General features: G+C 72.0%; 16 protein-coding genes and 1 pseudogene. 3 read left to right on the top strand and 14 right to left on the bottom strand.

The window, feature by feature from the left end:
• Positions 1-15 precede the first annotated feature (15 nt).
• The 6 genes from DMB38_RS01395 to DMB38_RS01370 all read right to left on the bottom strand — a co-directional run bounded on the left by DMB38_RS01395 (position 16) and on the right by DMB38_RS01370 (position 6,790).
• Positions 16-2,016 carry a GAF domain-containing protein gene (locus tag DMB38_RS01395; RefSeq protein WP_240661900.1) on the bottom strand — a complete coding sequence of 667 codons (2,001 nt, stop codon included), beginning with the start codon at positions 2,014-2,016 and terminating at the stop codon, positions 16-18.
• Positions 2,013-3,068, bottom strand: a complete 1,056-nt coding sequence (locus tag DMB38_RS01390) for a branched-chain amino acid ABC transporter permease (protein ID WP_125933589.1) — start codon at positions 3,066-3,068, stop codon at positions 2,013-2,015. The genes DMB38_RS01395 and DMB38_RS01390 overlap by 4 nt, the downstream gene beginning before the upstream one ends.
• The gene (locus DMB38_RS01385) at positions 3,065-3,934 is read right to left on the bottom strand and encodes a branched-chain amino acid ABC transporter permease (RefSeq protein ID WP_047014408.1); all 870 of its coding nucleotides are present in this window, start codon (positions 3,932-3,934) and stop codon (positions 3,065-3,067) included. Before DMB38_RS01385 ends, DMB38_RS01390 begins: the two co-directional genes overlap by 4 nt.
• A 66-nt stretch (positions 3,935-4,000) precedes the next feature.
• Complete coding sequence (locus DMB38_RS01380; RefSeq protein ID WP_125933588.1) at positions 4,001-5,257, bottom strand: ABC transporter substrate-binding protein; 1,257 nt, start codon at positions 5,255-5,257, stop codon at positions 4,001-4,003.
• Positions 5,258-5,310: 53 nt separating this feature from the next.
• A complete protein-coding gene (locus DMB38_RS01375) occupies positions 5,311-5,985 on the bottom strand; it encodes an ABC transporter ATP-binding protein (protein WP_125933587.1) in 675 nt (224 codons plus the stop codon).
• A gap of 10 nt (positions 5,986-5,995) precedes the next feature.
• Complete coding sequence (locus DMB38_RS01370) at positions 5,996-6,790, bottom strand: ABC transporter ATP-binding protein (RefSeq protein ID WP_125933586.1); 795 nt, start codon at positions 6,788-6,790, stop codon at positions 5,996-5,998.
• Between the two features lie 166 nt (positions 6,791-6,956).
• Between DMB38_RS01370 and DMB38_RS01365 the strand changes: the two genes are divergently transcribed.
• Positions 6,957-8,570 carry a long-chain fatty acid--CoA ligase gene (locus tag DMB38_RS01365; RefSeq protein ID WP_125933585.1) on the top strand — a complete coding sequence of 538 codons (1,614 nt, stop codon included), beginning with the start codon at positions 6,957-6,959 and terminating at the stop codon, positions 8,568-8,570.
• Between the two features lie 24 nt (positions 8,571-8,594).
• On the opposite strand, the gene DMB38_RS01360 is transcribed toward DMB38_RS01365, so the two are convergent.
• From DMB38_RS01360 to DMB38_RS01340, 5 genes are all read right to left on the bottom strand, one after another.
• Positions 8,595-9,560 carry a LysR substrate-binding domain-containing protein gene (locus DMB38_RS01360; RefSeq protein ID WP_125933584.1) on the bottom strand — a complete coding sequence of 322 codons (966 nt, stop codon included), beginning with the start codon at positions 9,558-9,560 and terminating at the stop codon, positions 8,595-8,597.
• A gap of 61 nt (positions 9,561-9,621) precedes the next feature.
• Positions 9,622-10,446: a CoA ester lyase gene (locus DMB38_RS01355; RefSeq protein WP_125933583.1), complete on the bottom strand. Its 825-nt coding sequence runs from the start codon at positions 10,444-10,446 to the stop codon at positions 9,622-9,624.
• Positions 10,443-11,618: a CaiB/BaiF CoA-transferase family protein gene (locus DMB38_RS01350; protein ID WP_125933582.1), complete on the bottom strand. Its 1,176-nt coding sequence runs from the start codon at positions 11,616-11,618 to the stop codon at positions 10,443-10,445. Before DMB38_RS01350 ends, DMB38_RS01355 begins: the two co-directional genes overlap by 4 nt.
• Positions 11,619-11,662: 44 nt before the next feature.
• Complete coding sequence (locus tag DMB38_RS01345) at positions 11,663-13,192, bottom strand: SLC13 family permease (protein ID WP_164715908.1); 1,530 nt, start codon at positions 13,190-13,192, stop codon at positions 11,663-11,665.
• Between the two features lie 206 nt (positions 13,193-13,398).
• Positions 13,399-14,394 carry a LacI family DNA-binding transcriptional regulator gene (locus DMB38_RS01340; RefSeq protein ID WP_125933581.1) on the bottom strand — a complete coding sequence of 332 codons (996 nt, stop codon included), beginning with the start codon at positions 14,392-14,394 and terminating at the stop codon, positions 13,399-13,401.
• Between the two features lie 658 nt (positions 14,395-15,052).
• Between DMB38_RS01340 and DMB38_RS01335 the strand changes: the two genes are divergently transcribed.
• Together DMB38_RS01335 and DMB38_RS01330 are read left to right on the top strand one after the other, a co-directional pair.
• The gene (locus DMB38_RS01335) at positions 15,053-19,057 is read left to right on the top strand and encodes a glycoside hydrolase domain-containing protein (RefSeq protein WP_125933580.1); all 4,005 of its coding nucleotides are present in this window, start codon (positions 15,053-15,055) and stop codon (positions 19,055-19,057) included.
• A 71-nt stretch (positions 19,058-19,128) separates the two neighbouring features.
• Complete coding sequence (locus DMB38_RS01330; protein ID WP_240661898.1) at positions 19,129-23,091, top strand: glycoside hydrolase domain-containing protein; 3,963 nt, start codon at positions 19,129-19,131, stop codon at positions 23,089-23,091.
• 126 nt (positions 23,092-23,217) lie between these two features.
• On the opposite strand, the pseudogene DMB38_RS01325 reads toward DMB38_RS01330, so the two are convergent.
• The 3 genes and pseudogenes from DMB38_RS01325 to DMB38_RS01315 all read right to left on the bottom strand — a co-directional run.
• A pseudogene (locus DMB38_RS01325) lies at positions 23,218-23,331 on the bottom strand (oxidoreductase); the annotation flags it as partial.
• Positions 23,332-23,380: 49 nt separating this feature from the next.
• On the bottom strand, positions 23,381-24,064 hold the full coding sequence (locus DMB38_RS01320) for an SDR family NAD(P)-dependent oxidoreductase (protein ID WP_125933579.1): 684 nt from the start codon (positions 24,062-24,064) through the stop codon (positions 23,381-23,383).
• A gap of 56 nt (positions 24,065-24,120) precedes the next feature.
• Positions 24,121-25,173, bottom strand: a complete 1,053-nt coding sequence (locus DMB38_RS01315) for a zinc-dependent alcohol dehydrogenase family protein (protein ID WP_125933578.1) — start codon at positions 25,171-25,173, stop codon at positions 24,121-24,123.
• Positions 25,174-25,284 lie beyond the last annotated feature (111 nt).

Genomic DNA, 25,284 nt, shown 5'->3' with positions numbered 1-25,284 from the left:
TGCCGGGCGGCCGCCTCAGCCGGGTTCCGCCGAGGCGGAGAGTATGGCGTGCACCTTCACCGCCAGGTGCGTCTGCAGCCTGTGGTCGCCGTGCCGCCACTGCGGGCCGAGCAGCGAGGTGATGCGGTCGATGCGCTGGTAGAGGGTGTTGACGTGGACGTAGAGGGCGGCCGCGGTGCGGGTGAGGTTGGCGTCGCAGGCGAAGTAGGTCGTCATGGTGCGGGCCAGGTCGCCGCTGCGGCGCTCGTCGTAGTCGAGCACCGGGCCGAGCGTCCGGCGTACGAAACGGCGCAGCTCGTCGCGGCCGGTCTGGTGGAACAGCAGGCCGTAGACGCCGAGTTCGTCGGGTGACGCGCCCTCGCCGTCGCGGTCCAGGGCGAGCAGGACGTCCAGGCAGCGCACCGCGTCCGGGTGGGCCTCCACGATCGCCTCGAGCCCGGCGGACGCGGCCGCGGCACCGACGGTCACCGCCGCGTCCAGCGTGCGCCGCAGGTGCTCCGCGAGGGCACGGGCCCGCGCCCCCGGGTCCGTGTCGCCGTCCAGCAGCACCACCACGTCGCCGTGGTGCTCCCCGGCCAGGCCGCCGTGGCGGGCCGCGTAGGGCGCTGCGGCGTCCGCGATGCGCCGCCGGGACGCGCCGTCCCGGGAGCGGGCGGTGAGCACGGTGTGCGGACGGCCGTGGGCGATGCCCATCAGGGCGGCCCTGCGGTGCAGCCCCTCCGGGTCGCGGTGGGGGGACGACAGCAGGTCGTCGAGGAACTCGCCGCGCAGCCGGTGCTCCGCCTCCGCCACCGTCCGCTCGCCGAGCAGCAGCAGCGCGGTGACCATCGCCGCCCGCTCCAGCAGCCGTACGTCGTCGGCGCCGATGCGGCGGCAGAGCAGCAGCAGGACGCCCTGCACCTCGCCGCCGGCGACCACCGGGGTGGCGCAGGCGGCACCGCCGCCGTCCGCGGCCGGCACCCGGCGCGTCCTGCGCGCGTCGGTGCTCAGCACGCGCGCCTCGCGTACGGCGCGCGCCGCCGGACAGGAGTCGGGCAGCGCGCCTTCGGCGCGGGCCTGCTCGACGACCGGGTCGGTGCCGGCCGCCGCCATGGTGCGGCCGCGCGGGTCGAGCACCAGGAGGCTGCCGCCGAGCACTTCCGCGAGGGTCTCGGCCACGTCCGCGAGGCCGCCGCCGTCCAGGACGATCGTGGTCAGCCGCTCGTGCAGGGCCGCGGCCCGCTCGATGGACCGGCTGTGCGCCTGGATGACCGCGTTGGCCTCGGTCAGCTCGTCGACGGTGCGGCGCACGTCCTGGAAGAGGGTGGCGTTCTCGATGGCGATGGCCGCGTGGTTGGCGAGGGACACCAGCAGCGCCACCTCGGCCTGCGAGAAGGGGCGGGCCCTGCGGTTCGCGGCGAAGAGCACTCCGATGACCCGCTCGCCGAGGGACAGGGGCACGCCCTGGATCGCCGTGACCCCTTCGCCGCCCACGGCGTCGTCGATGGTGTGGTCGAAGCGCGGGTCGTTGAGGTAGTCGGGGGTGTGGTACGGCACGCCCGTCTTGGCGACGAGGCCGCCGAGCCCCGCGCCCATCGCGAGCCGCACCTGCTTGAAGGAATCGGTGCGGATGCCGTCGGTGACGCGCATGTACGTGTCGCCGCGGTCGTCGTCGTTGAGCATGAGGTAGGCGGCGTCGGTGCCGATGAGCTGGCGTACGCGGCGGACGATCGCCTGCAGCACGGCCTCCAGGTCGCGCAGCGAGGACAGGTCGCCCGCCGTCTCGTACAGCGCGGCCAGCTCCGCCTCGCGCCGGCGGCGCTCCTCCAACTGCGCGCGCACCGCCAGCGCGTCGTCGACCAGAGGGCGCAGCGCCACGGCGGCCTCGCCCTGCGCGCCGGCGAGCAGCTCCTCGTACTCGCGCCTGGACGCGCCGTCGCGCAGGAGCCGCAGCAGGCGCTCGGCCGCCATTCCTGCCGTGCCCGCGGCATGGGCGGTGGCGGGCAGGTCCGTGCCCATCGCGGCCTCCTCCCTCACGGCTCCCTTACCAGGGAGCGTTCCGGCCGGTCGCCGGCGGCGGGGTCACGCACCGTACCGTTCCCGGAGTCGGCGGACCGCATGCTCGCGGTGTCGCCGCGGGGCTGGAGCAGATGCGACACGGTGCCCCAGATGCCGCGGCGGAAGAGGAGGACGACGAGGATGAAGAGGCTGCCGGTGACGATCCCGACCTCGTCGAACCCGGAGGTCGACAGCCAGTCCTCGAGCCGTACGACGGCCGCCGCGCCCAGCAGGCTGCCCCACAGGGTGCCGATGCCGCCGAGCACCGTCATCACGACCACCTTCCCCGAGGTCGTCCAGTACACCTCCTGGAGCGAGGCGAACCCGTGGTTGACGGCGTACAGCCCGCCGGCGAGCCCGGAGAGGAACGCGGAGACGGTGAAGACGACCACCTTGTAGCGGTCGACGGAGTAGCCGAGCGCCCGGGCGCGGGCCGGGTTGTCCCGTACCGCGGCGACGACGCGGCCGAACGGCGAGTGCACGATGCGCCAGGCGGCCGCCAGGCCGGCGAGGACCAGGGGCAGCGCCGCGTAGTAGTAGACGAAGGAGTCCGACAGGTCGAGGCCCGGCAGTTCGCGCGGGATGCCCTGCAGCCCGTTCTCGCCGCCCGTGAGGTCACCCCACTGGTTGGCGATGAAGTAGATCATCTGCGCGAAGGCGAGGGTGACCATGGCGAAGTAGATGCCGCTGCGGCGGACCGCGAGCAGTCCGATGGGCACGGCGACGACCGCGGCGGCCACCGCGCCGCCGGCCACCGCCAGCGGGAACGGCACGCCGGCGTGGATGGCGATGAGCCCGGTGGTGTACGCCGAGGTGCCCCAGAACGCGGCGTGTCCGAAGGACAGCAGCCCGGCGTGGCCCAGCAGCAGGTCGAAGGCGACGGCGAAGAGCCCCCAGCAGAGGATGTCGGCGGCCACCGGGGGGTAGAGGACCCACGGCAGTCCGAGGACGGAGACGAGGCCGGCGGCCAGCAGCCCCCAGCGCAGCCAGGCGGGCCTGGCGCCGAGCCGGTCGAGCAGGGCGAGGATCATAGGGCGTGTTCCTCCTTGCCGAAGAGTCCGGCCGGCCGGACCAGCAGCACCACGGCCATCAGGAGGAAGACCGACGTCTGCGAGAGGACGGGGACGTAGAGGTTGCCGAGGGCCTGGAGCATCCCGATGGCGAAGCCGGCGAACACCGCGCCGGGGATGGAGCCGAGGCCGCCGATGACGACGACGGCGAAGACCACGATGATCAGGTCCGCGCCCATGCCCGAGTTGACCGCGCGCATCGGCGCGGCGAGCACGCCCGCCAGCGCGGCGAGCGCGACGCCGAAGCCGAACACGGGCATGACCCAGCGGGCGGTGTCGATGCCCAGCGCCCGGGTCAGCTCCGGCCGTTCGGTGGCGGCGCGCACCACCGTGCCGACGCGGGTGCGGGTGAGCAGCAGCCAGACGGCCAGGCAGACGACGGCCGCGGCGCCGAGGACGAAGACCTGGTACGCGGGGTAGTCGAAGAGCCCGAGGTCGAGGGTGCCCGGGAAGGGGCCCTCGTCGTACGGGGTGGACTGGGCGCCGTACTTCATGCGCAGCAGGTCCTGGCAGACCAGCGCGATGCCGAAGGTGAGCAGGAAGTTGTAGAGCGGGTCGAGGGCGGCGAGCCGGTGGATGAGCAGCCGCTCCAGCAGCATGCCGGCCAGCGCGGCGGCGAGCGGCACCAGCAGCAGCGCCCACCAGAACCCGAGACCCGCGGAGTCCTGCAGGGCCACCGCGCCGAACGCGCCGAGCATATAGACGGCGCCGTGCGCGAAGTTGACGACGTGGAGCATGCCGAAGATGACGGCGAGGCCGAGGGCGAGCAGCGCGTAGAAGCCGCCGGAGACCAGGCCGTTGAACGCCTGTTGCAGGAAGGAGGTCATCGTGGTCCCGTCCGTCCGCCGCGGCCCGGGCTGGAGTTCCGCGGGCCGCGGCCGTGGGTGCGCCGGTCAGTTCATCGAGCAGTCGGGTGAGACCGGGCCGAACGCCTCGGCGGCGGGGATGGTCTCCACCTTCTCGGTGAAGTCGCCCTCGGTCTCGCTGTCGGCGGGGTCCTTCACCCGGGCCAGGTAGGCGTCGTGCACGACGCGGTGGTCGGCCGCGCGCACCTCGGCGTTGCGGGCGAAGAAGTCGTCGAACTTCATGCCCTCCAGCTCCTTGTTGACCTCGTCCGCGTCATCGGTCCCGGCCCGCTGCGCGGCTTCGAGGTAGTGCGTGGCGGCGGAGTAGTTGGCGGCGTGGTCGAACGTCGGCCACGTGCCCGCCTTCTCCCTGAACCGCTCGGCCCACTTCCGCGACTCCTCGTCGACGTTCCAGAACCAGGGGGAGGTGAACATCGTCCCGGCGAGCTTGTCCTGCCCGATCGCCTTGATGTCGGTGTCGAACATCAGGCCGATGGCGAGCTGGATGTCCTTGTCCTTCAGTTTGAACTGCTGGTACTGCTTGACGACGTTGACCAGGTCGCCGCCCGCCTGGAGCGTGCCGAGCACGTCCGGGGCCGGCTTCTTCGCGGACGCCTTGAGCAGGAACGTGGAGAAGTTGTCGTTGGGGAACGGGGTCGGGTCCTTGCCCACCACCTCACCGCCGGCCTCCTCGATGGCGGTGCTGAACTCCTTCTCCATGTCCTGGCCGAAGGCGTAGTCCGGATAGATGAGATACCAGCTCTCGCCGCCCTGCTTCGTCACCTCGGTGCCGGTCCCGTTGGCCAGCATGTAGGTGTCGTAGGCCCAGGCGTACGTGTACGGGTTGCAGGACTCGCCGGCCAGCTCCGTGGTCGCGGCGCCGATGTTGAAGTAGAGCTTCTTCGACTGCGCGGCGACGTTCGCCACGGCGAGCGCCGCGGACGACGTCGGTACGTCGAAGACGGCGTCGGCCTTCTCGCGGTCGTACATGTCCCGCGCCTGGGTGTTGGCGACGTCCGGCTTGTTCTGGTGGTCCGCCGAGATGACCTCGATGTCGTCGGTGACCGCGTCGCCGCCGTGCTTCTTCTCGAAGTCCGCCACGGCCATCTCCACGGCCGTGACCGCGTCCTCGCCGGCCAGCTCCGCGTACACGCCGGAGAGGTCGGTGAGCACGCCGAGGGTGATCCCGCCGTCGCTGATCTTCCCGCCGCCGGACCCTGGTCCGCCGCCGCCGCAACCCGCCAGCAGCGATCCCGCCACCACCGTGGCCGTGGCGACCGCGGCTTTCGACCATGGGTGTCCCATGCTTCCTCCTTGAAGTGGTCGACGTTGCCGATAGGGCCCCTGCGATGGCCGGGCTACAGGCCCAGGTAGTCCAGGAGTTCGTGCTCGCGCTCGCGCACGTCGTCGTTGGCCAGCGACTCGGCGATCCGGCCGCGGTCGAGCAGGTAGTGGCGGTCGGCGACGGTGGTGGCGAAGCGCAGGTTCTGCTCCACCAGCAGCACCGCGGTGCCGTGCCGCTTGGCCTCGCGCAGGATCTCGCCGATGCGCTCGACGACGATCGGCGCCAGCCCCTCGGTCGGCTCGTCGCAGAGCAGCACCCCGGCGCCGGTGCGGAGCACCCGGGCGAGGGCGAGCATCTGCTGCTCGCCGCCGGAGAGCTTGCCGCCCGCGCTGCGGCGGCGCTCGGCGAGCGCCGGGAACTCCTCGTAGACGCGCGCCAGCGGCCAGGCCGAATCCGCCTTGGACGGCGGCAGGGTGAGGTTCTCCTCCACGCTGAGACCCGCGTAGATGCCGCGGTCGTCCGGGACGTACCCGAGGCCCCGGCGGGCCCTGCGGTGCGGCGGCACCGCGCCCAGGTCCCGGCCCGCCAGGCGGATCGTCCCGGTGGTGCGCCTGTGCAGACCCATCACACAGCGCAGGAGCGTGGTCTTCCCCGCTCCGTTGCGGCCCACGAGGGTCACGACCTCCCCGGCGCCGACGGTCAGCGACACCTCGCGCAGCACCTCGGCCTCGTCGTAGTGGGCGGTCACGCCCTGCACCTCAAGCAACGCCGGCCCCCAGGTACGCCTCGACGACCCGCGGGTCGGAACGGACGGTCCGGTACGCGCCCTCGACGAGCACCCGGCCGCGCTGCAGCACCGTGACGGTGTCGGCCAGCGAGCCGACGACGCTCATGTTGTGCTCGACCAGCACCACCGTGCGGCCGGCGCGGATGCGGTCCACCAGCGCGACGGTGCGGTCCACGTCCTCGAGACCCATGCCGGCCGTGGGCTCGTCGAGCAGCAGCACCCGGGGGTCCAGGGCGAGGGCGAGCGCCAGTTCCAGCGCGCGCTTCTGCCCGTACGGCAGGCTGCCCGCCGGCGATTCGGCCCGCTCCGCGAGGCCCACCTGGTCCAGCAGTTCCCGCGCCCGCTCGGTGAACCGGGCCAGCAGCTTGTCCGACCGCCAGAACCGGCGGCCCAGGTCCGTGCCCGCCTGCAGCGCGAGTTCCAGATGCGCGCGTGCCGTCACGCCGGGGAAGAGGCTGGTGACCTGGAAGGAGCGGGCCACACCGAGACGCGCCACCCGCTCCGGCGGCAGCCCGGTGATGTCCTGCCCCGCCAGCTCGATCCGCCCCGCAGACGGCGGCAGGAAGCCGGTCAGCAGGTTGAACAGGGTCGTCTTCCCGGCCCCGTTGGGGCCGACAAGCGCGTGGACGGTGCCTTCCGCGACGTCCAGGTCCACGCCGTCGACGGCGCGGAAGCCCTGGAACGCCTTCGTCAGGCCACGGGTGGACAGGATGGCGCGCGGGAGCGCGGTGGTGTCACCGCTCGTCGTACTCGTCGTGCTCGTCATGCCGACCTCGGATGCCGCGGGATGAGTGCCGACAGGGCGTCGGCGTCGGGGAGAACGTAGAAGCGGACGGCACGCGCGACTACAGAGAAGGTCTCCACAAGAGGGCGGTCCGGAGTGTGGTCTTCCTCCGTGGTCCGGGTCCCGGACCCCGGTCAACATGTCCGCCATGGCGATGATGGACATCCCGCTCAACAGTTGGCTGCTGTTCGACCACGGGCCGCGCTACTTCCACGACACCGAGGTCGTCACCCGCTTCCCGGACGGCAGCCGGCACCGCTACACCTACGCGGACTTCGGGCGCCGGGCGCAGCAGCTCATGCACGCGCTCGACGCCCTGGCGCTGCCGCCCGGCGCCAGGGTGGCCACGCTGGCCTGGAACGGCTACCGGCACCTGGAGGCGTACTGGGCGGTGCCCTGCACCGGACGGGTGCTGCACACCCTGAACGTACGGCTGTCCGCGGACGAACTCGCCTACATCGTCAAGCACGCCGACGACAGGGTCGTACTCGTGGACGCCGATCTGCTGCCGCTGCTGGAGCAGGTCGCGGAGCGCGGCGGCCTCGCGGGCGTCGACCACGTGGTGGTCCTCGCCGACCGGGTGCCCGCCGGCACCACGCTGCCCGGCACCCTTGCCTACGAAGAGCTCATCGCCGCGCAGCCCGTGACGTACGAGCCGCGCGAGATCGACGAGCGGGCGCCGCTCGGCCTCTGCTACACCTCCGGCACCACGGGCCGGCCCAAGGGCGTGGTCTACACCCACCGCTCGACCATGCTGCACGCCCTCGCAGGATCCTCCCGGGCCGCGATGTCCATCGGCCCCGGCGACGCCGTCCTTCCGGTGGTGCCGATGTTCCACGCCAACGCCTGGGGCCTGCCCTACACCGCCACCCCGTACGGTGCCAAGCAGGTGTTCTACGGCGGGCCGCTGGACGAGGCTGCGCTCGTGGAGCTGATGGCCGAGGAGCGCGTGACCGTCGCCGCCGGCGTGCCGACCGTGTGGATGGCCGTGGCGGACGCCCTCACCGCCCGCGGCGGCGGGCTCCCGGACGTGCGGCACCTGCTGTGCGGCGGGGCGCGTCCTGCGCGCGCGCTCATCGACCGCTACCGCACCGAGTTCGGCATCCCGCTGGTGCAGATCTGGGGGATGACGGAGACGTCGCCGCTCGCCAGCTTCGCCTGGCCGAAGGAGCGCATGCGCGGCTGGGACGAGGAACGGCTCGCGGACGCCGTACGCGGCATGGCGGGGCTGCCCCTGCCGGGGGTGCAGACGCAGATCCGCGACGGGAACGGGCGCCCGCTGCCCTGGGACGGCGCGTCGATGGGCGAACTGCTGGTACGCGGGCCCTGGGTGGCCGACGCGTACCTCGGGGAGGAGGGCGGCGGGCAGTTCACGGAGGACGGCTGGTTCGTCACGGGCGACATCGCGACCGGCACGCCCGACGGCTACTTCGTCATCACCGACCGCGCCAAGGACCTCGTGAAGTCGGGCGGGGAGTGGATCTCCTCGGTCGACATGGAGTCGGCGGTGATGGCGATGGACGCCGTCACCGAGGCGGCCGTGGTCGCGGTGCCGGACGAGAGGTGGTCGGAGCGGCCGCTGGTATGCGTGGTCGTCCGCCACGGCGCGACGGTGACCCTGGACGAGGTGCGTACGCACCTGGAGCGGAGCGGTTTCGCGCGCTGGCAACTGCCGGACCGCGTCGAACTCGTGGACGCGGTGCCCCGCACCGGCACCGGGAAGTTCGACAAGAAGGCGCTGCGCGCCCGCTTCGCGTCCTGAGCCCCGGCCGGGCACGGCGCTCTGCTACGGCGCCTCCTGCCGCGGGTCCGCGGCGGCGGGGGGTGCCGCCGGCCGGATGCCCGGCCAGCGGTCGGCGGCGGCCAGCTCCCGGGTGACCTCCACGATGCCCCGGCGGACCGCCGCGACGCTCTCCCGCGGCTCGTAGCGGTCCGTGGCGGTGAGGACGGCGACGTGCCGCCGGAGCGCCGGGGCCACGATGCGGCGCACGCCGAGCCGGTGCGGGTCGTGGTCCGCGACCACCGAGCGCGGCAGGATCGTGCACGCCTCGCCGCTCTCCGCGATGCGGATGAGCGTGCCGAGCGACTCCACGTCGCCGACGTTCACGGGCACCATCCCGTGCGCGGCGAACGCCCGGTCCACCAGGGTCCGCAGGTTGCTGCGCGCGCCCGGCGTCACCAGCGGCACGTGCCGCAGGTCGGTGAGGGGCACGTCGTCCTGCGTCGCGGGGGCGGGGTCCGGCCGGCCGATCAGATACAGGCTCTCCGAGTACAGCGGCAGCTCCGCCGGGCGCGGCGCGGCGTCCTCGCGGAAGACGGCGGCCAGGTCCAGCCGCCCGGCCAGCAGCAGTTCGTGCACGTACCCGCTCATCGACTCGAACATCTGCAGGTGGATGCCGGGGTAGTGGGCCCGTACCCAGGTGAAGAGGGCGGGCGCGAGCGGCGCGGCCACCGTGGTCGGCAGCCCGATCGCGACCGGGCCGTGCACCGGCGGCCGGCTGGCGGCGATGTCCTGTGCGAGCCGGTCGAACTGGCGCACCAACTGCTGGGCGTCCCGGTACAGCGCCCGGCCCGCGGACGTGGGCCGCACGCCGCGCGGGCCGCGGTCCAGCAGCCTGACCCCGAGATGCGCTTCGAGCTGGGCCATGCGCTGGCTGATCGCGGGCTGGGAGACGTGCAGCGCGCGGGTGGCCCGGGAGAGGCTGCCGGCGTCGACGACGGCGATGAAGTCGCGCAGTTGAGCGATGTCCACGGGCTTCTCCGCACCGCCTTCCCACTGATGCCTCGCCGACGGGACGTGTCCCGCCCGGCGCCTACGCGGAGCTGTGCCGCTCGGCCTGCGCGGCGATGCGGCGGGCGCGTTCGACGACCGGCCGGTCGATCATCTCACCGGCCACCGCCGCCGCGCCGTCGTGACCCGCGGCCAGCACCCGCCGGGCCCAGGCCAGCTCGCCCTCGTCGGGCGCGTAGGCGGCCTGCACCTGCGCCAACTGCGCCGGGTGGATGCAGAGCTTGCCGCCGAAGCCCCAGTCCCGGCCGCGGCCGGCGGCCCGGGCCACGGCAGGCGCGTCGTGTACGGCCGTGGTGACGCCGTCGACGGGCGCGGGCAGGCCGTGCGCGGCCGACCAGCGGACCAGATCGGCCCGCGCGGAGTCGAGCGCCAGGTCGTCGCGTACGCCGAGATCGAGGGCGAGGTCGACGCTGCCGAAGAGCAGCCGCAGGCAGTCGGGCTCCGCGGCGATGCCGTCGAGGCCGACCAGCCCGCGCGCCGACTCGATCAGGGGGAGCACGGGGGCGCCGCTCGCCCGCGCGGCCTGCCGCACCTGCGCCGCGGACTCCGCCTTGGGCAGCACGACGGCCGCGGGGGCCAGCGCCCGGCAGACGGCGAGGTCGTCGGCGAACTCCGCGGATCGCGGTCCGTTGACCCGCACCGCCACCGGCACGGCGGCGTCCCGCGGCCAGCTCGCGGCGAGGCTGTCCCGGGCGGCCGCCTTGTCGCGTGCGGCCACGGCGTCCTCCAGGTCGACGATCACGGCGTCGGCGCCGCTGCCGACGGCCTTCGCGAACCGGCCGGGCCGGGTGGCGGGCACGAAGAGCCAGCTCACCGCCGCGCTGAGCGCCACCGCGTGCCCGCTCATACGATGCCGTCCGCGGCCAGCGCGTCGATCTCGCCGTCCGCGAGGCCCACCTCGGCGAGGATGGCCCGGGTGTGCTCGCCGAGCCCCGGCACGGGATCCATCCGGGGTGCGTCGCCGACCGGGCCGGGCGGGGCCAGCGCCGGGATCGGACCCGCCGGGGTCCGCACTTCGTGCCAGCGGTTGCGGGCCGCCAACTGCGGGTGCCGCCACACGTCGGCGAGCGAGTTGACCCGGGCGTGCGCCACCGGGACCGCCGCCAGCAGCTCGACGGCCTCGGCGCCGGTCAGCTCGGCGAAGCGCGCCGCGATGAGCGCGCCGAGGGCCTCGCGGTGCGCGTTGCGGGCGGCGTTGCCCGCGTAGTCCGGGTGCGCCGCCAGCTCGGGCCGCCGCAGGAAGCGCTCGCAGAACGCCGCCCACTCGCGCTCGTTCTGGACGCACATCATGACGACCTTGCCGTCCCCGGCGGTGAAGGGGCCGTACGGGTAGATCGTGGCGTGCGCCGCGCCCGCCCGCGGCGGCGGCTCGGCGCCGTCGTAGGCGTAGTAGAGCGGGAAGCCCAGCCACTCCACCGTGGCCTCCAGCATGGACACCTCCACGTGCGCCCCCTCGCCGGTCCTGCCGCGCTCGATCAGCGCGGCGAGGACCGAGCTGTAGGCGTACATCCCCGCCGCGATGTCGGACACCGAGATGCCCACCTTCGCCATCTCGGCGGCCGTGCCGGTCACCGACAGCAGCCCGGACTCGCTCTGCACCATCAGGTCGTACGCCTTCGCGCCTTCGTACGGGCCCGGGGCACCGTAGCCGGAGATGTCGCAGACGATCATCCGGGGGTGCGCGGCGTGCAGCTCCGCCCGGCCGAGCCCGGCGCGCCCGGCCGCGCCCGGCGCCAGGTTCTGCACGAAGACGTCGGCGCGCGCGAGCAGCCGGCGCAGCACGTCGCTGCCGCGCGGGTCCTTGATGTCGAGGGTGAGCGACTCCTTGTTGCGGTTGGCCCACACGAAGTGCGAGCTGAGCCCGCGCACGCGGCTGTCGTACGCGCGGGCGAAGTCACCGCTGCCGGGCCGCTCCACCTTGATCACCCGGGCGCCGAGGTCGGCGAGCTGGCGGGTGGCGTACGGGGCGGCGACGGCCTGTTCGAGCGAGACGACGGTGATTCCGCGGAGGGGTTGCATGCGCTTCTTTCTCTCGGGCTTGCGCTGAGGGCCGGCGGCGGACCTCAGACCACGAAGCTCACGGCGATGACGAGGGCGAGCGAGACGACGGAGGCCAGCGCGGTGACGAAGGTGAGCGCCTTGAGCGCGCCCCGGGTGGTCACCCCGAGCAGCGGCTGGAACATCCAGAAGAAGTTGCTGTTCACCTGGAGGGCGAAGAGCGATCCCGAGCCGATCGCCAGCGCCAGCACGGCCGGCGGCACGGCGAGTTCGCCCATGATCGGGGCGATGATCCCGGCCGCGGCGATGGCGGCGACGCCGATGGAGCCGATGGCCAGGTGCAGGAGCGCCGCGACCAGCCAGACCAGCAGGATCGTCACGACGGTCGACATGCCCGCGTCGGCGGAGAAGATCCCGGCGAGCACGTCGTCGAGCCCGGTCTCGCCGATCACCGCGCCGAGTGAGCCGCCGACCCCGGTGACGAGCAGGATCTGCCCCGTGCTGTGGAAGCCCTCGGTCATCGCCTCGCCCACCCGCTCGTCGGTGAGCACCCACTTCGCCAGGGCGTACGCGCCGACCAGGCCCGCGAAGAGGGCGAGCGCGGGGTCGCCGAGGAAGGTGAGCAGATCGGACTCCACCCCGGCGGCGTCGCTGATCGCGCCCGTCGCGATGAGCAGCAGCGGGACGGCGATCGGCAGCAGCGCGAGATACAGCGGCGGCATCGGCCTGCGGGCGCCGGGCACGTCGGCCTCGGGGGCGTCCGCCGCCACGGACGCGGCCGCGGCGGGCGCCTCGGCGGTCGTGACCGCGCCGGGCCCGCCCGCCGGGCGGCGGCCGGAGCCGGGCACCGCGGCGTTCCCGCGGGATCCGCGCGGGGGTACGGACTTCGCGCCGCCCGCGCCGGTGGCCTGGGCGTCGCGGTCGCCCTGGTCGTTCCGGTCGTCCTGCGCGTTCTCGGCGCCGGGCACCTCGTCGGTGTCCGGGTTCCACAGGCCGTGGCGCAGCAGCCGGCCGTAGAGGAAGGTGGTGAGCAGCGCGGCGAGCGGGCCGAGGACGAACCCGTACACCAGCATCGTGCTGAGCGGTACGTGCAGCAGCCCGGCGATCGCCAGGGTGCCGAGGCCGGGGACGACGAACACGTAGCCGACGAGGATGCCCGCGCTCAGCGCGCCGCTCATCATCGGAAGCCCGTGGCGCCCCATGCGCGGCGCCGCGGACTTGGCCAGCGGGGCGGCGAGGACGAGCTGGACGTCCACGTAAATGGAGGGGAAGACCGCGCTCAGCGCCCCGGCGAGGGCATAGGGGAGCTTTCCGGGACCGAGGGCGCGCAGCAGTTTCTCGACCAGTTTCTGCAGCGATCCCATGGAGTTCAGCAGTGAGCCGAGCAGTACGCCGAAGCCGATCAGCAGGCCGACTTCGGCCATGATGTCGCCGAATCCGTCCACGATCGTCTGGATGGTGCCTTCGAATCCCAGGCCGGACGCGACACCGAGATAGAGGGAGCCGATGACCAGGGCGATCACCGGTTCCACCTTCGGTACCAGAATGAGCAGGATGACCACGAGGATGGCTATCGCTGTATGCAGTGCTGTCACGGGAGTTCCTCTCACCACGGTGTGAGTGCATGAGATGGAAACACGGTGGTCACGGGCGCGGAAGGCGGAGATCCGCGATAGGGGTATCAGCCGTGGTTATGGCTTCCGGGCCCGTCGCGCAGCAATGCGTGACCGCGATATCCGGACCGGGTCACGAGGGCGTATGTCCCGCCATCGCCGGAAATCGCGGTGGAATGCGAAGCACCTCAGTGATGGCCGGAACCGGGGTCGCCGTAGCGCACGACGTTCGTGGGAACGACGATACGCAGCGGCGCCGCGTCGTCCGGATCGGCATCGGACTCGTTCATGCGGCGCAGCAGCAGTTCCGCCGCCCGCCGGCCGAGTTCGCGCGGGTCGTAGGCCACGATCAGCGGCACCCCGAGCACGTCGGCCAGTTCGAAGTCGTCGAAACCCGCCAGGCTGACGGGGCGCCCGAGCCGGCTCGTGGCGCGGAAAGCGCCAAGGGTGTTGCGGCTGTTGGCGCAGAAGAGCGCCGTCGGGGGCTGGGGCAGTTCGAGCAGTTCCCGGGCGGCGGCCTCGGCGGCCGGGATGGTGCGCTGCCGCAGCCGCACGTACCGCTCGTCCAGCGCGACGCCCGCCTCCTCCAGCGCGACGCAGAAGCCGCGGAACCGCTCGGAACTGGTCCAGACGGACGGGGGCAGGCCCAGGAAGCCGAGCCGGGTGTGGCCGGCCGCCAGGAGACCGGCAGTCGCCTCGCGCGCGCCGCCGAAGTCGTCCACCAGCACGCAGTCCAGCGGCACGCCGGACGGGGGGCGGGCACCCAGGACGATGGGCACCGAGCCCGGCTGCGCGGCGAGGTGGGAGTGGTCGTTGCCGGCGGGCACGACGATCATGCCGTCGACGCGCCGCGCCGTCAGCTCCTCCACGAGCCGCCGCTCGCGTTCGACGTCCTCGTCGGTGTTCGTGAGGACGACCTTCAGGCCCTGCCGGCTGACGCCCGACTCCACGCCCAGGGCGAACTGGGAGTAGAAGGGGTTCGCGAGGTTCGTGACCACGAGGCCGATCAGCCCGCTGGTCCGCCCCAGCCGGAGGTTGCGGGCGACCTCGTTGCGCCGGTAGCCGAGGGAGTCGACGGCGGCGAGCACGCGCTCCCGGGTCGCCTTGCTCACCCCGGGGTCGTCGTGCAGCACGCGGGACACCGTCATGGGACTCACCGACGCGTGCTCGGCCACGTCCCGCATCGTCGGAGGGCGACGCGATGGAGAATCCTCGGTCACCGTCTTCTCCCCCGCTGTGTCACGTCGAGGCGCCCCCGCGCCCGGCCCGCCGCACGACGGCGGACGACGAGATTCCGCGATCCTGCCGTCGACCTGCCGGGCAGCACCACGCTAGCACCGAACCCCCATGGACTGAGGCCGGAGAGCGACGCCGGGAGCACGGAACGTGTGGGGAAGCGTATCGATCTGGGTTCGGCAGGGCGATGGTAACGCTATCTTCGCGCTGAGCGCGATGCCGGCGCACCGTAAAACGCGCTCGGCGGCGGGGAGTTCGCCGGTGCGGCGCATCGATCTTCTTGCGTACCAGGTCAGGAGGGTGCGGCTCAACCCGGGGGAGCGCACCCCCTTGACGTCGGCGCGTCCGGCCCTTACGTTCCAACCGCACTGCCGCATGGTAACGATAACTCGCCCAGAGCTTCCGTCACTTGAAGGACCGGCGCACCGGGCCCCTCGGCCCCAGAAACGTGCTCGCAGCCCGCTCTCCGGTGATGCTCCGTGCCGGGCCCCGAGCCGGCCGGACTGCCCGAGGCGCTGGAGCACCGGCACCACCAGGGTCATCGACGACGCAGGCGCACGGCACCGCACGGTCCCGTAGCTCCGCAATCAAAGACAAGGCAGAGACATGTCGCAGCCCGATCCGTCCACTCCGGCCCCGTCCCGCCGCCGCTTCCTGGCCTCCACCAGCGGGCTGCTCGCCGTGGGCACCCTGGGCGCGGGCGTCCGCGGAGGCACCGCCGCCGCGGCGGTGCCGGGGGGCGCACCCTCGGCCGGGCCCGCCCGCGACTACGTCCGCCTGGTCGACCCGTGGGTGGAGGCCGACGTCGGCCGGTTCTTCTTCTTCCAGTCGGCGAGCAACCCCTTCGGCCTGGTCAAGCTGCGCCCCGATACCAGCACCCACTCGGTCTGGGGCACCGGCTACCGCAGGAGCGAGTCCCACGTGAAGGGCTTCAGCCATCTGCACTGCTGGCAGATCGCCGGAGTGCAGGTGATGCCCACGTCGGGGGAGGAGGTGCCGAAGCTGGAGGGTGACACCGGCTGGCAGTCGTACGTGAATCACGACGTCGGTGAGGTGGCGGAACCGGGTTACCACAGGCTGCACCTGGACCGGTACGGCATCACGGCCGAGCTGACCTGCACCGATCGGGTCGGTCTGCACCGCTACACGTATGACGCCGCCGGCGCGAGCGAGATCGTCGTCAACCTCGGCGGCGTCCTCGGTGAGGCCGAGATGCGGGACGCCCGCGTCACCAGGGTGAGCGACCGGGAGATCGAGGGATACGTGGCGCAGGTCGGCACGCTCACCGACGGCTACTACTACGGCCAGAGCGACAACAAGCACACGAAGCTCTACTTCAGCATCCGGTTCGACCGGGCCTTCGACTCCCTGCACGGGTGGGCGGACGGTGAACTGGTCGACGGCGGGGCGGCCGTCGGCGAGGTCGAGGGCGGTGGCGCGGGCTTCTATGTCCGGTACGGCGGTCTCGACGCGGGGGAGCAGGTGCAGGTGAAGGTCGCGTTGTCCTTCACGGGGGTCGCCGGGGCGCGGAAGAACCTGGAGGCGGAGCTGCCGGGCTGGGACTTCGACGCGGTGAAGGCGGCCTCACAGGAGCACTGGAACCGGCTGCTGGGCCGCATCGACGTCGAGGGAGGCACCGAGCGGCAGCAGGTGAAGTTCTATACCGACCTGTTCCATGTGCTGTGCGGCCGCAGCGTGATCAGCGACGCCGACGGCACGTATCTGGACGACACCTGGAGCCGCGGGCGGATCGGCCGGCTGCCGGTCGACGGGTCAGGCCGGCCGAGGTTCGCGATGTACAACTACGACGCGTTGTGGCTGACGCAGTGGAACCTCAACACGGTGCTGGGGCTGGCCTATCCGGAGATCTACTCCAGCATCGTGAAGTCGCAGCTCCGGATGTACGAGGACGGAGGGCTGCTGCCGCGAGGCCCCGTGGCCGGCAACTACTCGTTCGTCATGACCGGCTCCCCGGCCACCTCGTTCATCAGCGGTGCCTGGAACAAGGGGATCCGGGACTTCGACATCGACCTCGCGTACGAGGCCATGCTCGACGCCCACTCCCTCGGCGGCCTCTTCGACAAGGCCCCGTACGAATACGCCACCTGGGGCGAGAACCAGGGCGGCGGCCGCGCCTACCTCGACATCGGGTACGTACCCCACGACCTGCACGCCGGATGGCGCAGCCGCGGCGCAGGGGAAACCGTCGAGTACGCGTTCCAGGACTGGACGCTGGGCCAGTTGGCGCGGCGGCTGGGCAAGTCGGGCCTCAACGTGGCGCAGTTCGCCGAGGTGTCGGTGTCGTCGGAGGTGAACGACTCGACGCAGGCGGGCGTCCGGGCGGTCGACGGGCGACCGCCGCGGTCCAGCGTGACCGGGCCTGGGCACGCCGGGTGGGTATCGACGGAGCGGAAGCCGTGGATCAGGCTGGACTGGGCGGAGAAGAAGCGCATCCACAAGGTGGTGCTCAGCGACCGCATCACGGGTGACTCGCGGGTGAACTCCGGTGTGCTGTGGTTCAGCGACGGGTCGTCGGTGAAGGTGAGCGGCATTCCCGCCGGGGGCCGGAAGGCGGTGGAGTTCCGGCCCAGGCATGTGAGCTGGGTGAGGTTCGAGGCGACCGGCGGCACCGGCGAGAACGTGGGGCTCGACGAGTTCGAGGCGTGGGACGACACCGACATGGGCGCCTTCCTCATCGAAAGGTCGGGGAACTGGCGCAACCTCTTCGACCGCTCCACCGGGTTCGTCCGGCCCAGGGACGCGAACGGCCGCTGGAAGGACCCCTTCGACCCGCTGTCCCCTGACGACTTCGTCGAGGCCAGCTCCTGGCAGGCCACCTGGTACGCCTCGTACGACGTCCTCGGGCTGGCCAACAGGCTCGGCGGCAGGACCGCCTACGCCGACAAGCTCAACGGCGCCTTCGAGCGGTCAGAGGAGGCCGAGTTCACGGGGGCGGGGCAGAACGGCGACGAGGACGCGTACGTCAACTACGGCAACCAGCCCGGCCTCCAGATGGCGCACCTCTTCAACTACGTCGGTCATCCCTGGCTGAGCCAGTACTGGGTGCGCAAGGTGAAGGAGATCACGTACGGCGGTACGACCACGACGAAGGGATACGGGGGACACGACGAGGATCAGGGCCAGATGGGATCGATCAGTGCGCTGATGGCGATGGGGCTGTTCGAGGTGACGGGGGCGAGTCTGTCCCGGCCGGTGTACGACATCACATCGCCGGTCTTCGACGCCGTGACCATTCGACTGCACCCGGACTACTACGCGGGCGGGCGGTTCCGGATCGTCACCCATGACAACTCCGCCGAGCACATGTACATCCAGCGGGCTGCTCTCAATGGCCGGCGGCAGGACAACGCCTGGTTCCCTCACGACCGGCTCGCCGCCGGCGGCACGCTGGAGTTGTGGATGGGCCCGGAGCCCAACAAGGACTGGGGCGTAGCGGAACTGCCGCCCTCGCAGTCACCGGAAGCACCCGCGGTGCTCTACACCACCCGTGACACCGTACGGGTCGACGCGGGGGAGAGCGGCACCGTCACGCTGGCCGCGCGCAACCTCACGAACCGTCCGGTCAAAGCCACCTGGCGCGCCCACGCCCCCGCCGGCATCACCCTCCAGCCCGAGAGCGGAAGCCTCACCGCACCCGCCGACGACGCCGGGGAACACGACCTCACCGTGCGAGTCGCCGACGGCACCGCGGCAGGACTGCACCGCGTCGTGATCACCGGCCGGGCCGCAGACGGCACCGAGCTACCCGACGCCATCACGTACCTCCATGTCGCACCCGCGCTCTCGATCGAGACCGAGCCGGCGGAACTGCACTTGCTGGAATCCGCCCCCGTCACCTTCCAGGTGCGGTTCACCGGCCACGATGACCAGGACCTCGGCGCGGATGTCTCCCTGCGGACCCCCGAGGGCTGGCGCGTCGAGCCGGAGTCCCGCGCCGTGCAGGTCGCCGCCGGGACGAGCGCGACCACCACCTTCACCGTCACCCCGCCGCAGGGCGCCGCCGGACCGCAGACCCTCACGCTGCTCGCCGAGGGCGGGTGGGGCAGCGCCGAGCACCAGCCCTCCGCCACCGTCCACCGGGCCGTCGCCCGTCTCGGCGACGCCGACCTGGCCACGGGGGAGTTCGCGCTGGCGCCGAACCGCTACGGCGACTACTCCGCCGCTTTCCCCGACGACGTCGACTTCACCATCGGCAGCAGCGACCCCGCCACCGCGTGGAGCTATATCCACCCCGGCCCCAGCGATGCCTGGGCGGGCGCCAAGCCGCACACCTTCACCCTCCGCTTCGACCTCGACGAGGCACCCGCGGCCGACCTGGCCCTCACCGCCTGGCTCGTCGACACCCAGCAGTCCGGGCCGTCCCTGCGGGTCGCCCTCAACGACGGACCGGCCACGACCGTCAACCTGCCCGGCGGCGGCGGTGACGGCTTCCACTGGGGCGACGGCACCGGCGGAGCCATCCGCCCCGCCACCCTCGACGTCACCCTCCCCGCGGACCGGCTCCGCGCCGGCCGGAACACCGTCACGCTCACCAACGCAGCAGGTTCCTGGATCGTCTACGACGCCCTCGCCATCCGCGAGACGTCCTAGCCCCGGTCCACCGTGCACGACCGCGCAACCAGCTCGTCAACCGTGTCCAAACGATCGACAGGGGATTGCCCATGCCTGCACGGAAAGCCCTCGGTGGAATGTCTCGCCGCCGCCTCCTGCTGTCCACCGGCGGCGTGCTCGGCGCCGGTGTGGTGGGCGCGTACGGCCCCGGGAGCGCCTGGGCGTCGGCGCCGGGAGCCGCGGCGGAGGCGGGCCGGGACTACGTGAAGCTCGTGAACCCCTGGGTGGAGGCGGACCGGGGCCGGTTCTTCTTCTTCCAGTCGGCCAGCAACCCCTTCGGCCTGGTGAAGCTCCGCCCGGACACCAGCACCCACGCGACGTGGGGGACGGGTTACATGCGCAAGGAGAACCAGGTCAAGGGCTTCAGCCACCTGCACTGCTGGCAGATCTCCGGGGTGCAGGTGATGCCCACGACCGGAGAGGGGGTGCCGAAGCTGGAGGGTGACACCGGCTGGCAGTCGTACGTGAATCACGACGTCGGCGAACTGGCGGAACCGGGTTACCACAGGCTGCACCTGGACCGGTACGGCATCACGGCCGAGCTGACCTGCACCGACCGGGTCGGTCTGCACCGCTACACGTACGATGCCGCCGGCGCGAGCGAGATCGTCGTCAACCTCGGCGGGACGCTGGGCGAAGCGATCATGAAGGACGCCCGCATCACCAGGCGCGGCGACCGCGAGGTGGAGGGGTACGTCTTCCAGCGCGGCACCAGTTACCCCGATCACCACAACCAGCTCTTCTTCAGCATTCGGTTCGACCGGGCCTTCGACTCCCTGCACGGCTGGGCGGACGGCGAGCTGATCGACGGCGGGGCCGCGGTCGACGAGGTCGAGGGCGGTGGCGCGGGCTTCTACGTCCGGTACGGCGGTCTCGACGCGGGGGAGCAGGTGCAGGTGAAGGTCGCGTTGTCCTTCACGGGGGTCGCCGGCGCGCGGAAGAACCTGGAGGCGGAGCTGCCGGGCTGGGACTTCGACGCGGTGAAGACGGCCTCACAGGAGCACTGGAACCGGCTGCTGGGCCGCATCGACGTCGAAGGGGGCAGCGACCAGCAGCAGGTGAAGTTCTACACCGACCTGTTCCACGTGCTGTGCGGCCGCAGCGTGATCAGCGACGCCGACGGCACGTACCTCGACAACACCTGGCAGCACCGCAAGGTGCAGAAGATCCCGTCGGACTCCCGCGGTGTGCCGCGGTACGCGATGTACAACTACGACGCGCTGTGGCTGACGCAGTGGAACCTCAACACCGTGCTGGGGCTGGCCTATCCGGAGATCTACTCCAGCATCGTGAAGTCGCAGCTCCGGATGTACCAGGACGGGGGCCTGCTGCCGCGGGGCCCGGTGGCCGGGGACTACTCGTGGGTGATGACCGGATCACCCGTGACGTCGTTCATCAGCGGTGCCTGGAACAAGGGGATCCGGGACTTCGACATCGACCTCGCCTACGAGGCCATGCTCGACGCCCACTCCCTCGGCGGGCTCTTCGAGGCCGGCTCGTTCGAGTACGGGCGCTGGGGGAGCTGCGGCGGCGCCCGCTACTACTTCGACCTCGGATACGTACCGAACGAGATCTGCGGCGGACCGCTCGAGGGCGGTGCGGGGCAGACGCTGGAGTACGCGTTCCAGGACTGGACGCTGGGTCAGTTGGCGCGGCGGCTGGGGAAGTCCGGTCTGAACGTGGCGCAGTTCGCCGAGGTGTCGGTGTCGTCGGAGGTGAACGACTCGACGCAGGCGGGCGTGCGGGCGGTGGACGGGCGGCCGCCGCGGTCCAGCGTGACCGAGCCGGTGAACGTGGAGTGGGCCTCCAGGGAGCAGAAGCCGTGGATCAAGCTGAGCTGGGCGGAGAAGAAGCGCGTCCACAAAGTGGTGCTCAGCGACCGCACCGAGGGTGACTCGCGGGTGAACTCCGGTGTGCTGCTCTTCAGCGACGGGTCGTCCGTGAAGGTGGACGGCATTCCCGGTGACGGCCGGAACAAGGTGGTGGAGTTCCGGCCCAGGCGGGTGAACTGGGTGAGGTTCGAGGCGACCGGCGGCACCGGCGAGAACGTGGGGCTGGGCGAGTTCGAGGTGTGGGACGACACCGACATGGGCGCCTTCCTCATCGAAAGGTCGGGGAGCTGGCGCAACCTCTTCGACCGCTCGACCGGATTCATCCGGCCGCGTGCCATGAACGGCCGCTGGCAGGAACCGTTCGACCCGCTGTCGCACGAGGACTTCGTCGAGGCGAATTCATGGCAGGCGACATGGTTCACCTCCCACGACGTCATCGCCCTCGCCAACAGGCTCGGCGGGCGGAAGGCGTACGCCGACAAGCTCAACTACGCCTTCGAGCAGTCCGCCGACGCGAACTTCATCGCCGAGTACGGGAAGGGCCACGTCAGCTACGGCAACCAGCCGGGACTGCAGGTGGCGCATCTCTTCAACTACGTGGGACATCCGTGGCTGACCCAGTACTGGGTGCGGCAGGTGAAGGAGAAGACCTACGGCGCGATCTCGACCACCGACGGCTACGGCCACTTCGACGAGGACCAGGGCCAGATGGGGTCGATGAGTGCGCTGATGGCGATGGGGTTGTTCGAGGTGACGGGGGCGAGTCTGTCCCGGCCGGTCTACGACATCACGTCGCCGGTCTTCGACGCGGTCACGATTCAACTGCATCCGGACTACTACGCGGGCGGGCGGTTCCGGATCGTCACCCACGACAACTCCGCCGAGCACATGTACATCCAGCGGGCGACTTTGAACGGCCGGCGGCAGGACAACGCGTGGTTCCCTCACGACCGGCTCGCCGCGGGCGGCACGCTGGAGTTGTGGATGGGCCCGGAGCCCAACAAGGACTGGGGCGTAGCGGAACTGCCGCCGTCGAAGTCTCCCGAGGCGCCCGCGGTGCTCTACGCCACGCGCGACACCGTACGCCTCGACGCCGGCGAAAGCGGCACGCTGACGCTGGCCGCACGCAACCTCACGAACCGTCCGGTCAAAGCCACCTGGCGCGCCCACACCCCCGCCGGCATCACCCTCCAGCCCGAGAGCGGAAGCCTCACCGCACCCGCCGACGACACCGCCGAACGCGACCTCAGCCTCCGCGCAGGCCCCGACGCCGCGCCGGGACTGCACCGCGTCGTGATCTCCGGAGAGGCCGCCGACGGCACCGAACTGCCCGACGCCATCACGTACGTCCACATCGCACCGGTGCTCGCGATCGAGACCGTCCCGGAGCGGCTGATCCTGCTGCAGGACACCCCCTCGACCTTCCGGGTCCAGGTGAACAGCAACGACGTCGACCGGGCACACGCCGTCGACGTCGGCCTGAAGGCGCCGGACGGCTGGACCGTCGAGCCCGCGAAGCGCTCGCTCGACGTCCCCGCCGGCGACAAGGCCACGACCACGTTCACCCTCACCCCGCCGGCGGAGGCGTCCGGCGAGGAGTCCCTGACGCTCACCGCCGCATGGGAGGAAGGCGGCGTCGACCGCGAGCTGCCCGCGACCGTGAGCCGCAAGGTGGCACTGGTCGGCAAGAACGACCTGGCCACGGGGGAGTTCGCGCTGTCGCCCGCCCGCTACGGCGACTACCCCAAGGCGTTCCCCGATGACGTCGACTTCACGATCGGCAGCAGCGACCCCGCGACCGCGTGGAGCTACATCCACCCCGGCCCCAGCGACGGCTGGGCCGGCGCGAAGCCGCACACCTTCACCCTCCGCTTCGACCTCGACGAGGCACCCGCCGCCGACCTGGCCCTCACCGCCTGGCTCATCGACACCCACGAATCCGGACCGCCGACCCTGCAGCTCTCCCTCAACGACGGCCCGGCCACGAACGTCACCGCCCCCAAGGGCGGCGGCCAGGGCTACCACTGGGGCGACGGAAAGGACGGAGCCATCCGCCCCAGCACCCTCGACGTCACGCTCCCCGCCGACCGGCTCCGCGCCGGCCGGAACGTCCTCACGCTCACCAACGCCACCGGCTCCTGGCTGGTCTACGACGCGATCGCCCTCCGGGAACGCCCGTAAGCGACGGCCGCCGACCGGAGCCCGTGCCGCGACCGGTACGGGCTCCGGTCTGCTTCCCCGTACGCGGTGCCGGTTGGCGTCCCGGTCCGGCGGTGGTCACTGGGCGGTGTAGCCGCCGTCGACGGGCAGGGCGACGGCGGCCCCGGAGGCGGCGAAGGCCCGGGCGGCGGCGAGGCCCATGCCGGAGCCGGCGCCGGTGACGAAGGCGACCTGTCCGGTGAAGTCATAGGTGGGATTCATGACCGTGGCTCCGAGCAGTGGTGTGCGGACGTCCATCGGGAGGGGACGGTCATGGGCTGCCGTCCTGCGGTTCGGGCATGGGCTCGGCGTAGTGCCGGAAGGTGCCGCGCTCGGTGTGGATGGTGTAGAGGCGCTCGGCCAGCGCCGTCGGGCTGGAGTGCTCGGCGTCGGGGCGGATGGCCCCGGGGATGATCAGTTGGGCGGCGTGGATGCCGTCCGGGGCGAGTGCGTCATGGAGCATCGCCGCGTAGGCGCTCTCCGCGGCGAACGCGATCGAGGTGCCGGCCCGGTCGGGGTGGGGGCGTACCGCGGTGCCGCCGTTGACGAAGAGCAGCGTGCCGCGTCCCAGATCATGCATGCCGGGCAAGACCGCATTCACGCAGGCGACCGGGCCCTTGACGGAGAAGGCGAGCGGGGCGTCCAGGTCGGTGGTGGTGGTGTCCAGGACCGGCTTCATGAAATCGGCGTGGGGTACGGGGCTGTATTGCAGGACTTCGATCACGCCGACCGTGGCGGTCGCGGCGTCGAGGGCCGCGGTCAGGCTCCGGTGGTCGCGTACGTCGGCCGTGAAGCCGCGGGCGCGGACACCGTCCCGGTCCAGTTCGGCGGCGAGGGCGTCGAGGCGGTCCTGGCTGCGGGAGATGAGGGCGATGTCGAAGCCTTCGCGGCCGAAGCGGCGGGCGGTCGCCAGCCCCAGACCGGGGCCGGCGCCGACGAGTGCGAGAGTGGTCACGGTGCGCCTTTCGCGGGAAGACGGTGGACAGGAAGGCCGTGGGGCGGTGGCAGGGACTAGTGAGCTGCGTCACCGTTCCTTCTGCGGGGCGGGCCGGGGGTGAGAAGGGTTTTGATGGCGCGTCGCTCGTCCATCGCCCGGTACCCCTCGGCGACCTGGTCGAGGGGCAGGGTGAGGTCGAAGACCTTGCCCGGGTCTATCCTCCCGTCGAGGACCCGGCGGATCAGATCGGGGAGGTAGCGGCGTACGGGAGCGGGGCCACCCCGCAGCCCGACGTGGGAGAAGAACAGCTCCTGCCCGTCGACGGCGACCTCGTGCGGGACGCCGACGAAGCCGACGTCGCCGCCGGGGCGGGCGGAGCGCAGTGCCTGCTGCATGGACTGCGCGGTGCCCACGCACTCCAGGACACTGTCCGCGCCGATCCCGCCGGTGAGGTCCTTGATCCGGGCGACGCCCTCGTCACCGCGCTCGGTGACGATGTCGGTGGCCCCGAACTCCAGGGCGAGCTTCTGCCGCGGCTCGTGCCGCGACATGACGATGATCCGCTCCGCACCGAGTTCCCTGGCCGCGATCACCGCGCACAGGCCCACCGCGCCGTCGCCGACGACCACGGCCGTCGAGCCGGGCTTCACCCCGGCGGCGTCGGCGGCCCACCAGCCGGTGCCCATCACGTCGGAGACGGCCAGCAGACCCGGCCAGAACTCCTCGCCCGGCACGCCGTCCGTGGCGACGAGCGTGCCCTGGGCGTTCGGGATGCGGACGTACTCGGCCTGGCAGGTGGAGAGGAACTCGCGGTTCAGGCAGCTCGACGGGAACCCGTTGCGGCAGTTCGCGCACGTGTTGTCCGAGGTGGCGAACGAGCCGACGACGAACTGGCCCGGCCGGACCGCGGTCACCTCGGAGCCGGTCTCCTCGACGAACCCGATGTACTCGTGCCCCATCGGGTGGGGCTGCCCGGTCGGCTCCGCACCCCGGTACGGCCACAGATCCGAGCCGCACACGCACGTCGCCGCCGTACGGATGACCGCGTCGGTCGGCTTGACTATCTTCGCGTCGTCCACGGTCTCGTAGCGGATATCACCGGGAGCGTGAATAACTGCGCCGCGCATGAGAGGTTCCTTCGCATTGCCGGGGATACGGGGCTCCGCCCGTCCCGCTTCGGCAACGGGGAGGAGGAGCGACACGCCCTCCAGGTAACCCCCGGTTCACTCATGTAGCGA

This window comes from Streptomyces sp. WAC 06738, assembly GCF_003945505.1.
Classification (GTDB): domain Bacteria; phylum Actinomycetota; class Actinomycetes; order Streptomycetales; family Streptomycetaceae; genus Streptomyces.
Note: the sequence above shows the minus strand (reverse complement) of the source record. Positions and strands in the feature narration are given on the sequence as shown.

Bases quoted from the DNA above. Each gene is read 5' to 3' on its own strand.
- DMB38_RS01355 (WP_125933583.1), bottom strand. From the start codon at position 10,446: ATGAGCGGGCACGCGGTGGCGCTCAGCGCGGCGGTGAGCTGGCTCTTC.
- DMB38_RS01370 (WP_125933586.1), bottom strand. From the start codon at position 6,790: ATGACGAGCACGACGAGTACGACGAGCGGTGACACCACCGCGCTCCCG.
- DMB38_RS01315 (WP_125933578.1), bottom strand. From the start codon at position 25,173: ATGCGCGGCGCAGTTATTCACGCTCCCGGTGATATCCGCTACGAGACC.
- DMB38_RS01340 (WP_125933581.1), bottom strand. From the start codon at position 14,394: ATGCGGGACGTGGCCGAGCACGCGTCGGTGAGTCCCATGACGGTGTCC.
- DMB38_RS01380 (WP_125933588.1), bottom strand. From the start codon at position 5,257: ATGGGACACCCATGGTCGAAAGCCGCGGTCGCCACGGCCACGGTGGTG.
- DMB38_RS01330 (WP_240661898.1), top strand. From the start codon at position 19,129: ATGCCTGCACGGAAAGCCCTCGGTGGAATGTCTCGCCGCCGCCTCCTG.
- DMB38_RS01365 (WP_125933585.1), top strand. From the start codon at position 6,957: ATGGCGATGATGGACATCCCGCTCAACAGTTGGCTGCTGTTCGACCAC.
- DMB38_RS01390 (WP_125933589.1), bottom strand. From the start codon at position 3,068: ATGATCCTCGCCCTGCTCGACCGGCTCGGCGCCAGGCCCGCCTGGCTG.
- DMB38_RS01335 (WP_125933580.1), top strand. From the start codon at position 15,053: ATGTCGCAGCCCGATCCGTCCACTCCGGCCCCGTCCCGCCGCCGCTTC.
- DMB38_RS01350 (WP_125933582.1), bottom strand. From the start codon at position 11,618: ATGCAACCCCTCCGCGGAATCACCGTCGTCTCGCTCGAACAGGCCGTC.
- DMB38_RS01385 (WP_047014408.1), bottom strand. From the start codon at position 3,934: ATGACCTCCTTCCTGCAACAGGCGTTCAACGGCCTGGTCTCCGGCGGC.